10 protein-coding genes are annotated in these 11,705 nt (G+C 45.7%); 7 read left to right on the forward strand and 3 right to left on the reverse strand.

Annotation, left to right across the window (positions count from 1 at the left end; genetic code table 11):
- Positions 1-2: 2 nt before the first annotated feature.
- From QOL41_RS10315 to QOL41_RS10325, 3 genes are all read right to left on the reverse strand, one after another.
- Positions 3-1,175 carry a TolC family protein gene (locus tag QOL41_RS10315; RefSeq protein WP_283429684.1) on the reverse strand — a complete coding sequence of 391 codons (1,173 nt, stop codon included), beginning with the start codon at positions 1,173-1,175 and terminating at the stop codon, positions 3-5.
- Positions 1,176-1,495: 320 nt separating this feature from the next.
- Positions 1,496-2,293, reverse strand: a complete 798-nt coding sequence (locus QOL41_RS10320) for an efflux RND transporter periplasmic adaptor subunit (RefSeq protein ID WP_283429685.1) — start codon at positions 2,291-2,293, stop codon at positions 1,496-1,498.
- Complete coding sequence (locus tag QOL41_RS10325) at positions 2,293-3,783, reverse strand: peptidase associated/transthyretin-like domain-containing protein (RefSeq protein ID WP_283429686.1); 1,491 nt, start codon at positions 3,781-3,783, stop codon at positions 2,293-2,295. Before QOL41_RS10325 ends, QOL41_RS10320 begins: the two co-directional genes overlap by 1 nt.
- 95 nt (positions 3,784-3,878) lie before the next feature.
- Here QOL41_RS10325 and QOL41_RS10330 point away from each other — a divergent pair, with 95 nt between their 5' ends.
- The 7 genes from QOL41_RS10330 to QOL41_RS10360 all read left to right on the forward strand — a co-directional run bounded on the left by QOL41_RS10330 (position 3,879) and on the right by QOL41_RS10360 (position 11,664).
- The gene (locus tag QOL41_RS10330; protein WP_283429687.1) at positions 3,879-4,217 is read left to right on the forward strand and encodes a DUF3467 domain-containing protein; all 339 of its coding nucleotides are present in this window, start codon (positions 3,879-3,881) and stop codon (positions 4,215-4,217) included.
- Positions 4,218-4,293: 76 nt separating this feature from the next.
- Positions 4,294-7,758 (forward strand): P-loop NTPase fold protein, encoded by a 3,465-nt coding sequence (locus QOL41_RS10335; protein WP_283429688.1) that lies wholly within the window; start codon positions 4,294-4,296, stop codon positions 7,756-7,758.
- Between the two features lie 17 nt (positions 7,759-7,775).
- Positions 7,776-8,141 carry an HNH endonuclease gene (locus tag QOL41_RS10340; protein WP_283429689.1) on the forward strand — a complete coding sequence of 122 codons (366 nt, stop codon included), beginning with the start codon at positions 7,776-7,778 and terminating at the stop codon, positions 8,139-8,141.
- Positions 8,134-9,258, forward strand: a complete 1,125-nt coding sequence (locus QOL41_RS10345; RefSeq protein WP_283429690.1) for an AAA family ATPase — start codon at positions 8,134-8,136, stop codon at positions 9,256-9,258. The genes QOL41_RS10340 and QOL41_RS10345 overlap by 8 nt, the downstream gene beginning before the upstream one ends.
- Positions 9,255-10,091: a hypothetical protein gene (locus QOL41_RS10350; RefSeq protein ID WP_283429691.1), complete on the forward strand. Its 837-nt coding sequence runs from the start codon at positions 9,255-9,257 to the stop codon at positions 10,089-10,091. The genes QOL41_RS10345 and QOL41_RS10350 overlap by 4 nt, the downstream gene beginning before the upstream one ends.
- Before the next feature lie 14 nt (positions 10,092-10,105).
- Positions 10,106-10,531 (forward strand): hypothetical protein, encoded by a 426-nt coding sequence (locus tag QOL41_RS10355; RefSeq protein WP_283429692.1) that lies wholly within the window; start codon positions 10,106-10,108, stop codon positions 10,529-10,531.
- Positions 10,532-10,548: 17 nt separating this feature from the next.
- A complete protein-coding gene (locus tag QOL41_RS10360; protein ID WP_283429693.1) occupies positions 10,549-11,664 on the forward strand; it encodes an FISUMP domain-containing protein in 1,116 nt (371 codons plus the stop codon).
- Positions 11,665-11,705 lie beyond the last annotated feature (41 nt).

Raw genomic sequence — 11,705 nt, forward strand, 5'->3', positions numbered from 1 at the left:
CCCTATTCTGCGGTTAGGTCTTCGCGCAGCACGAGTCTATCGTTTTTCCAGGTTTCCAGGCCGTTCTGCAGTAGCAGTTTGCCCGTGGCCCGCATCAGCCGGACATCGATGATTCGGAGTGTTCGCATGTTTTCGAGCTGTCGGCGCTCCGCTTCGCGCAGGTCCTCTTCCACCTCGAAAATTTCGCGGTAGTTGCTCTTGCCCATGGCGAGTTTCTTGAATTCCTCTTCGAGTTCCTTCTGGTGGTATTCCACCGCAATCTGCCCGTAGCGCCACTGTTCGCGGATTTCTTGCGCCCTATTCTGCAGAATCCTGTATTCCTCGAAGATTTGCGCCTGCAACAGCATGAGCCTTGTACGGGCGGCCCTCACGCTGTATTTCTGTGCCGATATGCGGTGCCGCTCGGCAACGCCGCCGAACAGCGGTATGTTTACCTCGATACCGCCAGCAAGCACGGTCTGGCGCTTGCCCTCGGTCTTGAAGTTCCTCACGGCCTCGCGGGCCTTGTCGTTCCTGCTCCTTATGCCGTAATTGCCCACGAGGTCCACGGTGGGGAGCCAGTCGGCCCGCCTTGCCGAAAGTTCCGATTCGCGGAGCATGACCTCGGCCCCTTGCGAGAGGTAGCCCGGATGCATGAGCGACATGGAATCCAGGAATGTGAGCGAATCTAGCCTTGCCGCCGAATCGGGGGCGAGGTCCGGGCGCATGGCGATGGGGCGGGGGTCGTGGATGTATTCGCCGGACGACAGCGTGAGCAACAGCGTGAGCCTTGCGCCGCGCAGCTTGTCGAGTGCGTCGAGCCTTGCCGACTCGCGGTCGGAATACTCCGCCACGGCCTTGCTATAGTCAAGGGGCGAAAGCAGACCCTGCTTGAGCCGCTTGCCCGCATCTTCCACGATGTCCTTTGCCACGCGGGCCGACTCGGTGGCCGAGGCCAGGAACCGGTCGGCGTAGTAGTAGTTCCAGTAGGCGTCGCAGAACTTTTCGAGGACATCGTTCAGGGCGTCGCGGTATTTCTGGTAGGCGAGTTCCCTGCGGAGCCTTGCCTGTTCCAGCTCGTTCGTGGCCGAGAAGAACAGCGGGCCGTCCTTCAGCAGGTGCTGGCGCAGCTCCCCGCCAAAATAGAGTTCCGAGGTGTAGTCGCTGTGCGTATAGGTGGCCTGGTTGAACCCCACGTTATATTCGGTGCCGGTGGGGAGCGCCCCCTGCACGCCTATCTTGTATTCTTCCTTTGTTTCCGTAAACAGTGCGCCGGGCCGCTCGGCGGTCTCCTTGAACGCGCGGCCCACGAGCCTTGGCTCGAACTTGCCGTAGGCCCCCGTGGCCGCCTCGGATTCCGAGAGCCATGCGAACTTCGCTTCCGTCACGTCGGCGTTGTTCGTGAGCACGGCCTGCAGGGCAGTCCCGAAATCCAGGTACAGCGAGTCGCCCTTTTCTTCGGCGGCAAGGGCGGCAACTACTGCCAGGGTGGCGATGATGTTTACGGCGCGGAAACTCATTTAAGCAGGATTTTCCCCGTGACACCCGGCTCGACGGCCAGGTCCGTGTTGTCGAATATGACCTTCACGGTGCGCAGCATGCTGGACTTGTCCACCACGGGCGACACGAACTCGATCGTGCCCTTCTTGCGGCGAACCTGCTTGCGCCCGTCGAGCGAAAGGCTTACCTGTTGGCCGGGTTTTAGCTTGCCCGCCCTGTTCGCCACCACATAGGCGACCATGCGGCAGGTGCGCACGTCCGCGATTTCGATGACGGGTTCCAGGGCTTCGACGCTTTCGCCCTTGTTCTTGGATATGGAAACGATTTCGCCGTCGAAGGGGGCGGTGAGAACGCGCTTTTCGAGTTCTGCCCGGGCGACATCGTGTTCGAGCTTCGCGCGTTCCCTCTCGGTTTGCGCCGAGGTGAGTTCGGCTGCGGCCACGTCGTGGTTCATCTGCTTTTCCCAGACCTGTTCCGCGCTTACGGAGTTGCTGTTCTCGAAAAGGTTGCGGGTCGCGTCCAGGTCCTTCTTGTAGGCCTGGAGTTTTGCCCTGGCCGAGAGTACTGCCGAGGAGTCGTTTGCCGTGATACCCGTGATGCGGACGCGCAGCCGTTCCTCGCGGTTCACGAGGTTCATGAGCGTGTCGCCTTTGCGCACGAACGCGCCTTCCTTGACCCAGATGCTGTCAATCTTCCCGGACACGGTAAATCCGACGCGGGCCTGGTTGATGGGTTCCGTGACGCCGTCGAACCCCTGCTGCGCAAGTGCGAATGCAGCGAGGGCGAGTGCTGTAAAAAGTGCCTTGCCGAGCATCAGTCTGCCGCCGCGCTAGAGGAACTGGAAGACGAACTAGACGCAACCGATGAACTGGACTCTGCCGACGAACTTGAAGCCTCGGAAGAGCTGGATGCCTCGGACGAACTGGACTCGGGTGCCTTGGAAAGCTCGGTGAGCACCGTCAGCCCCTGCAAGTAGAGCCCGTTCTTTGCGTGGGCGGTGATGTTCATGCCCACGGTGTCGCCCGCCGCAAGGGAGTCGTCGAATGTCTCGAACATCTTGACGAACAGCGTGTCGGCCTTGATCCAGGCGTCGGCATTGGGGGACTCGTTGTCGGCGTAGATGGACTTCTTGACCTTTGCAGCCTTGCTCCACTGGACCGTGGCGAGCGAGTCGGAGAACTTGACCCAGAGCGTGTCGTTTACCGAGAATGTCGCCTTGTAGCGGCTGCTTGCCGCCCAGGCGTTGCTCGTGACGGCATAAAGCCCGCGGTTCGTGGTAAAGGCCGCGTCGCCCGAAAGGTCTACGGTCAGCCTTTCGCCCTTCTTGGTGTAGCCCACGATGCTCACGGAGTAGGACTTCTCGGCGGCAAGGGGGGCAGTGTGGCGCAGGTACAGCGTGTCGCCCTTGATTTCGGGCATGAGGACTGTCGCTGAATCGCCCGCGAGGCTTACGGAAATGTTCTCCTTGCTGAGCGCCTCGCTGAACACGTAGTAGGGCGTAATGAGCGGCGAGAGGTTCTTGTAGCCCATGCGGTTGTTGTCCATTACGTTTGAAGATACGATGACGGGGGCGCTCTCCTTGAGGGTGTCGCGGACGAGGAAGATTCTGCCCATGTCGTGCACGGCGTCGGAACGCAGGCGGGGGAGCGCCGTGTTCGAAAAGCGGTAGGTCTTGCCCTTGTAGGTGAAGGGTTCCGCCGAGAGCGTGAGGCCGGAATCGGCGGGGAGTTTCTTGAATGTGAAGCGGCCGAGCGAATCCGTCGCGGCGGAGAATGTTTCGGGGGCGATGTTCACGAAGGCCGTGTCCTGGTGCGCGAGGCGCAGCTTTACCTTGGTGGCGGGCGACTTTACGCCCGTGGCCTCTTCCTGCACATAGAGTTCGCCGGAAATTCCCGCGTTCAGCGGCGAAAGCCGCACGACGCGCGACCCGCTCGCCACCACGCCCTCCATGTAGCTCGATTCGCCCGTGGATGCCACCGTGATAATCTTGGGGGCGTAGTAAAGCGTGTCCTTCTTGTCAACCGTGTAGTGGCTGAAGGTGAAGGTGTGCTGGCCGTAGGGCAGGCCGTCTATGAAGAATGCCCCCGACTCGTCGGTATAGGCGGTCTTCTGCTTGCCGGAACCGTCCATGTAGTCTATGGTGGCCCCTTCGAGGCCAAGCCCGTTTGCGCCGCTTACGACACTGCCCGAGAAGGTCCATTTGGAGTATTCGTCGTCCTCGGAATCGGACACGGAACAGCCCGAAACGAGAGCCGCCACGGCAAGCACCGTGACAAAGGATGTACAAAGTTTAACTAGGTTCATAAAACCCCTTGATATGCCTCGGAAATCTAGTAAAAGGCCCTCCATTTTACTAAATATCCAAAAGACATTAACCTTAAAAACAAAGGAATTGCAAAATGGCAGAAAACAAGCAGCCGCAAATCGAATGGAACGACAAGGACATGCGCACCACCTACGTGAACGCGACCAACGTGGTGGCCGGACGCGAAGAGGTGATGATGATTCTCGGCGTGAATCGCGCATGGCAGATGAACCAGGAAAAGGTCGATGTCGCCATCTCCGACCGAATTGTGATGAACCCCTACACGGCAAAGCGCCTCGCCATTATGCTCAGCGCCACCGTGCGCGCCTACGAAAAGAAGTACGGCCCGCTCGACATCGGCGTGAACACCGCCCCGGCGGCAGCCCCTGCCGCCTCCGCGGCCGCCAAGGCCACTGGCAAGTCGGCCAAGTAACGCCCGCCCCGACCGCCCCCCAAGGTCCAATCTCTTTGGGGGAGGGGGAGGAGCAAATTTCTTAAGAGGATTTACAATGAGTGAATCATTTGATTTTAGAGTTATGGATGACTCTGCTTCCGATAATGATTTATTAAAAGATGGAACTCACCAGAGAATTGCCGACAGACTTTTTGAATTGATAACGAAGTCGGCAACCAAGGGGTTGACCATTGGTCTTGAAGGAAGCTGGGGTTCTGGTAAATCGACTGTTGTAAATCTATTAAGAAAGAAACTGGAAGAAACGAAAGAGACTTTCGTTTTCTACATGGATTCGTGGGCGCATGAGGGCGATTTCTTGCGCAGAGCATTTCTTGAAAGTTTTGCCCAGCAACTGCAGAATTGTTGTGAAAAAGATGATTCTATACAAGAGCTAAAAGATAAAATAAGCAATAGAGTTATAACAAAGACAATAGAAACAAAGCCTGTAATGGGATGTATTGGAAAGCTATGCGCTTTTTTGCTTGTCTTTGTTGTGCCTATAGGATTTTTATTTATAGATAATAGTTGTGATAATCTAACGATAGACCTTGATGCTTCGTTAAATATACTTTTTGTATTAGGTGTTTTATTAGTTCTTCTTCCAGCATTAATTGCATTAGTCGCTTATTTAGGTCAATTGCTTGTTCAGTTGTGGAAGAAAAGAAAAACAAAGGAAAAAGTTAATAAAGATTTTACGCTTGTTTTTTGGTCGACCGATACTACTGAATCTATGACAAATGAAACAACAAGGGAACCGGAAAAGACCTCTATAGAATTTGAGAATTTTTTTGAACAACTCCTTGGAAAAACTTATGAAAAAGGGTTTAAAAATGTTGTTTGTGTTATAGATAATTTGGATAGAATAAATCCTGAAGATGCTCTGAAAATTTGGTCAACTCTTCAGATATTTGTAGAATCGAATAACTTAAAAAGAAGTAAGTCTTGCAAGAGTGATGTTTGGGTTGTTGTTCCTTATGACGAGTCTGGATTAAGATTGTTGTGGGATAAAAAAGATAGGTCGCAAACTGAATGCGAGAAAGAAGGATTACCTAACGGAAGTGGTGATTCAAAGGAAACAGATAAAAAGAAAAACGTTCTTTGTTCTAAATCATTTTTTGATAAAAGTTTCCAGTTAAGAATTGAAGTCCCGAAAATGCTTTTTGAAGGATGGGAAAACTATGCTGACAAAATTATACATGATTCTTTAGAAAATAGTTTCAGTGAAGATCAAATGTCGTGTGTGCTGGAAATGCTTAAGCGAGGTCGAGTAAGCATTAGCGATGCGCCTAGTCCCCGCGAAATAAAAACATATGTGAACCAAGTTGGTTTTCTATACCCCTTGCATAAGGGAAATGCCTCTTTAGAATCCTTGTGCTTTTATATTGATTTGAAGTATTTGAAATCCAAGTCGGCAGATGAAATCAAAAAAGGTTTGTTGGATCGGAGTATTTTGTCTGAAAACAAGGTGCTTGGTTTTGTAAAAGAAAAAACGGATATCGAAAAAGAGTTGTGTGCAATTCTCTTTAATGTGAATGGTGAAAAAGGAATGGAACTTCTTATAGAAGATCCTGTTCTAAATGCATTGAATGAGAGAAATGAAGAAAAGCTACAAAAGTTAGTCCGCAATCATGAACATGCTGTGAAGATTTTTGTTGAAAATATTTTGGCAGAGAATAAATATGATTGCAAAAATTATATGCATTTGTTAATGAAAACATTTGAGGGAAAACTAGAAGCTGATTTGTTGCGGTTTGTTGTTCGTAATTGCGACCAAATATGCAACCAAATGGATAAAATTGCCTCAGTTGATGATTTATGTGCCATTTTCCAGATTGTGAAAGAAAACTCGGAAAACGATTCGCTGTATCAGTTGTCAAAAAAATATGTTGCAATGCAACATGAACTTCTCAAAGGAGATGAAGATAAATCAACTGTAGAAAAAGTTGTTGATTCTATTGAACAGGTTTATGACATTGTTGACGACCATGATTTAATTTATATTGATTACAGACAATTAGGAATGAAACATTTCCAACAGGTCGCGGATGCCGTTGGGATAGAAAGATCGTCAAAATTCGGAAAATTTGTAAGAAGTACAGATTCTTTGGATGAGGATTATTCCCAAAAAATTGTACCGAACTCCCCAGAATTAGCGCTGTTGCCTAAATTTCCTATTATTCTTGCGTGCAGTTCTGGCTGCTTGCAATGGAATAAAACTTTGCAGGCGATAAATAAATTGATTGTTTTTAGGCCTCAGAATAATGTTTTGAATACGGATGCTTTTGTACAGTGTGTTGAGGTTTTATCAGCATTGCAAGGTTATGAATTGAAGGAAGAATGTGACGCTATAAAATCTTTACTGAATAGACCCGACTTCTGGTACTATGTGTCGGTGTCTCAAAAAGAACGTGTGAAATTGAGAGCTGCATACCTATTGGCTAAATATACCGACGATTTGATTTCGCCCCAAGTTCAATTTACGGGACAGTCGCTAAATGGGTATAATTCTACTAAGGCTGTCTTTAAAGAGAAGAATGATGAAATTGTAAGATATTTTTGCAAAAAAATAAATGCGACGAAAAAATCTGATTTTATTTGGTCCCTTGCGAAGAATCATACATATCAATTGATTGGTGGAATCATTGAAAAGCAGTTGAAGGATGAGGAACATTGGTTCTTCAATACCGATAAACCTTTTGAATGTTTTGCCAACGCTATTGAATATGAATATTCAGATAATGAAAGCGTAAGAATGCGATTGTTGGCTGAGTTTGAAAAATCTGCACATTTAGTGGCAAATGTGCAGAAAGCAGAGACTCCTATAACAACTTGTTTAAGTGCGTGCAAAATTCTTTTGGAAAGCGAATACTCTACAACTGTTGTTGAAAAGGTGAAACGTGAACTTGCCACGACGAAAAAGGATGGTTGGTCTAATGCATTGAATGGCAATACCGAACTTCTGGATATTGTACGAAGGTGCAAAGAACTTGATGAGCAACCGCTAGAAGAATTATCAAATGATTTTGCAGATGCTTTTAAAGAGTATGTCAAGTCGGCAATGAGTGCTGAAAATGCTGACTGTTTAACAACGGAAGATTTGGCTGGTCTTTATGATTGTATGAGTGATTCTTTCAAGAGGTATGTATCTGGCGAAGTTGTGAATGAAATCATTGTGCGAAATTTTGTCGTGCACCCTCAAATAAGAGATTTCCTTGTCACAAAGTTAGACTATGATGTGTTAATCGGAAAACATCTAGATGCAGAAAAGATTATAAAGGATCTTGTCGAAGATGCTAAGTGGAGCCAACTTGAATTTGTTGTTGCTTTGATAGATAAACTTGATAAACGATTTGTTCCAAAAGTTTATGATGCGAATGTTATGATAAAACTCCTGAAATCTTTAAAAGGTAAAGCAGAAGAAGGTCAATTGAAAATTGTTGAGTCGCTATGTAAGTTTTTTAATGTAGATTTTGATTCGTTAGAAAATGCCGTAGATGACAATGATGGTGAAGAATCTTAAACGATGGGTTTTTTGTTATGACCGAAGAAGAAATTGATGCTGTTTGGGAAAAAGGCCGGAAAGTGCCGGACTATGACCCTTCCAAGTTTAGGAAGGATGCCTGCGGTGCGTGGATTGCGCGAGATCAGTTTGGCAAAACAGATGCCGAATTCGGGTGGGAAGTTGACCATATTTATCCCCAGGCTTTAGGCGGCGGCGATGATCCTGAAAACAAAAGACCGCTACATTTTAAGAATAACCGAAGCAAAGGTGTTGATTACCCTTCATATAAATCTGTTGTGACTGCTCGTGGAAATAAAAATGTTGAGCAAGAACGTGTATTGCGTGTGAATAAGAATAAGATGGAACTCTTGAACTCTAAGTATGGAGCGCCCAATGCTTGAAAAAATGACAGTAAAAGGCTTATTGCATCAGTTCAGTTATGAATTAGACTTTACTAATGAAAACGGACCTGCTGTAAAGTATATTACGGGACCGAATGGATTTGGTAAAACGACAATTTTGAAACTGTTGGTCGCTCTGTATGGTGCCGATTGGAAGACAATGGCGGCATTGCCGTTCGATTCTTTTGAATGTGTAATGGACGGTAAAACCTTAAGCGTAACAAAAGAAGAGTGGCAGATAATACAAAATGATGATTCAGATGAACAAGATGACCTTGATGTTCGTTTAGACATTTTGTTTGAAGGCCAAAAAACATTGCAGGTTTCTGTAAAGGGGCGTGATGGTAAGTTCTACACACCGAAAAAGAGCGGGGACCACTCTGTCGAGATGATTCTCTCGCAAAAGAAAATCTTGTACATTCCAGATACACGTGTCATAGAAAAGAATCTTCCCAAAAGAAACCGAAAGTCTCCTGTGAAGACTTGTAATGATTCTTTCATTAAGTATCTGTCGATTCTTTCTGATAAAATAGGGGATTTTCTAAAGAGCAAACTCAAAAATGAATTCCCGGTGAATGAACCCATCGAAGGTTTGAAATTTCCTCTAGTTGACAAAATGCTCGGATTCGGCTTGAATTCTGAATTCTTGACAGATGTCAAAAAATATGGTTCAATTGTTGAAAATCTCTTGAACGATGAGTATTCTATTAAGCATGAAGTTGATAAACTTGAAAAGTTTATGGAACTTATAAATCGGTATGAATTTGTCAACAAGAAAATCTCAATATCCGAGAATGATGGATTTCGGTTTAAACTGAATGATTTATTCAATTCAATTATTGATTTGGATGATTTGTCGTCTGGCGAACGCCAATATTTGATGCTTGTTTATAAAATGCTATTTGAATCAAACGAGCATACTTTAGTTCTTGTTGATGAACCTGAAAATTCCATGCATATGTCTTGGATTCTTGAGTTTCCCAAAGTCATCAAGGAACTTTGTAAATGGAGTGATTTGCAATTCATTATCTGCACCCATAATTCCAACATTTTTGAACAAAGATGGGATATGTCGCAGGACTTGTTTGAAAAGAGTCAACTGAGGAAGGCAGAATGATTCAAGCTCCATTGCAAGAAGTGACGGAAGCAAACCGTCCTGGCGACACTTTAGGTGCCATTCACCAAAGTATCAATTCGCATATGCAAGCGATGTGGGTTATTGTTGAAGATGAACCTGATGTTTTGGTTTATAGCAAATTCTTTTCAACAGATCGCTTAAATGTCCGGTCATCATCGATAAACAAAAGAAAGAGTTGTAAGAATGTTGAAAAAATCGTAGATACAATATTAAACGAAAATTATGAAAAAATTATAGGAATTAGAGACAGAGATTCTATCGACTTCTTGCCTGCTTATACGTTAAAAAAGAATGTATTCTTGACAGATCAGCGTGATATTGAAATGCAAATGCTCAAGACCAATGGTGTTGTTTTGTTACTTAAACAAAAAGATTCTGGTATTGAACAGAAAATTGAAAACGTCAAGCCGCTTGCTAGAGCTATAGGATGTTATCGAATCTTTAATGACATTAAAGAGTTTGGTTATTCATTCAACAAGAAATTAAAAATAGGTCGTTTTAGAGACGATAAAGCCCATGTTCTTAAACAGGGCGCTTTAGTAGAGCTAGATAGTTCCTTTTTTGAAGGAAGAACGGAGCAAGATAGGAACGATTTTGATAATCTTAAAGATGTTTGTGATTTAAAAGATTTCGCGTTGGTTTGTAATGGGCATGATTTTCTTGCTTTATTAGATTGCTTAGCGACTATTCCTCATTTGAAGGAATTTTTGCCTCAATGCTACGACATTGAGTCTTTTAAACAGTCTGCCCTTTATTCTGATTTAAAAGGCTGGGCCGATCATAATAATGTTTCACTATTTGAGGGAACATAAAAGTTTTGGCAAGAATGAAAGAGAACAAAGAAAATCCCTTTATAATCGAGTCGCTGGAACGGCGACAGATGATGGATGGCGCACCCGGCGTTATCTTGACACCGGACGGCATTGAACAGCTCGAAGCCGTTATCGAGGCCCCGGCGGTGATTGGCGAGATAGAACAGCCCGTCAATGTGACCCCAAACGACGCCGACTTCTTGACCAAGGCGAGTATCAGGCAGCTTGCTAACACGGAATTTGTCCGTAACCCCGAGACGGGGCTGTATGTGGCAGAAGATTCCGGCGAAATAGTCAAGTCCGTAAACAAGGACTTGATAATAAACCCACAGAAAAATTTTGAAATACAACAGTCCGCACCGCTGAGCGCTGCGGATATTCAAGCCCTGCTCTCCATAGACCCGGACAACCTGGGCGGCAAGGGCGACACGAAAGTTTAATAACAGGAGTACAAATTATGAACAAGTTCAAGACACTACTTTTCTTAGCCGTGTTTAGCGGAATTGCCCTTTGGGGATGTGACGATTCGTCGTCTGCCTCTAGCAACGGACCGGATGAAAACGCAGCGGTTGATTCTTCATCTTCAATCTGTAAAGATTGTGAAGATGAATCAAGTAGTTCTTCTAAAAAGATTGAATCCTCTGATGAAAAGGATGCTATGGTATCAAGTGATGCCAAATCAAATAGTTCGTCTTCGTCTAGTAAAAAAAACGATACTAGTTCGTCATCCCAGAGAGACGATTCTTTGTCAAGTAGTAGTTCTTATGTTCATATCCGTTGTAATGAAAATGAAAGAGATACTGTTGTTAAAGATTGGGGTGTAAAATATTATCGCTGTGAAAACAACGATTGGGTTTTAGATACAACAATCTACATCGAAAAACCCAAAGAATACCCTGTGATGGATAGTTTGTTTGCTACAGAATACGAACCTGTTTATAGTGAATTCGAAGATCCGCGAGACCATCAGGTGTATAAGACGACGATTCTCCACTTGCGCGGTGATGACGGAAGACTTGTTGACGATGTTTTAATTGAGGTGTTCGCCCAGAACTTGAATTACGGTGAGATGATTGATACTAGTATAAAAATACACGATGACACTAAGGTGGAAAAGTATTGTGACTTGAATGACGAATGGTTCTGCAACAACGGCTGGGGCGGCCGTTACACCTGGAGCGAAGCAATGGCCTTGTCTGCCAAGTACGACTCAGTGCTTTGGAAGGATACCGTAGGTGGAGACACTAGGATACATCAGGGTTTGTGTCCGGAGGGTTGGCATATAATGAATGCCTATGAATGGAAAAACTTCACTTCATCTGCAGGGGAAGATTTGGCTTCAAAGGTGAATTGGACTTTGAATAAGCAATATGTGAATTCAACAGGTATGTCGGTGTTGTACCAGATGAAATCTTACAGAGAAAACTGGGGCTTGGCAACCTTTCATTATCCAGTCGAAAGAGATTCGTCATGGATTTTTGTTGAAGATTTAAGCAAAAATTATGCGAAGCATAGCAGTACTGCTGTAAAGAACGGTAATTATTTTTATGTCCGTTGTGTAAGGGATTATTGATAAGTATTTTTACTTTTTACAGAAAATTGTTATCCATGAAG

Source organism: Fibrobacter sp. UWB10, from assembly GCF_900182935.1.
Lineage (GTDB): Bacteria > Fibrobacterota > Fibrobacteria > Fibrobacterales > Fibrobacteraceae > Fibrobacter > Fibrobacter succinogenes_O.

What these genes read in the sequence shown, in the direction of transcription:
- QOL41_RS10350 (WP_283429691.1), top strand. Translation starts at nt 9,255, where the DNA reads ATGATTCAAGCTCCATTGCAAGAAGTGACGGAAGCAAACCGTCCTGGC.
- QOL41_RS10345 (WP_283429690.1), top strand. Translation starts at nt 8,134, where the DNA reads ATGCTTGAAAAAATGACAGTAAAAGGCTTATTGCATCAGTTCAGTTAT.
- QOL41_RS10320 (WP_283429685.1), bottom strand. Translation starts at nt 2,293, where the DNA reads ATGCTCGGCAAGGCACTTTTTACAGCACTCGCCCTCGCTGCATTCGCA.
- QOL41_RS10355 (WP_283429692.1), top strand. Translation starts at nt 10,106, where the DNA reads ATGAAAGAGAACAAAGAAAATCCCTTTATAATCGAGTCGCTGGAACGG.
- QOL41_RS10360 (WP_283429693.1), top strand. Translation starts at nt 10,549, where the DNA reads ATGAACAAGTTCAAGACACTACTTTTCTTAGCCGTGTTTAGCGGAATT.
- QOL41_RS10335 (WP_283429688.1), top strand. Translation starts at nt 4,294, where the DNA reads ATGAGTGAATCATTTGATTTTAGAGTTATGGATGACTCTGCTTCCGAT.
- QOL41_RS10325 (WP_283429686.1), bottom strand. Translation starts at nt 3,783, where the DNA reads ATGAACCTAGTTAAACTTTGTACATCCTTTGTCACGGTGCTTGCCGTG.
- QOL41_RS10340 (WP_283429689.1), top strand. Translation starts at nt 7,776, where the DNA reads ATGACCGAAGAAGAAATTGATGCTGTTTGGGAAAAAGGCCGGAAAGTG.
- QOL41_RS10330 (WP_283429687.1), top strand. Translation starts at nt 3,879, where the DNA reads ATGGCAGAAAACAAGCAGCCGCAAATCGAATGGAACGACAAGGACATG.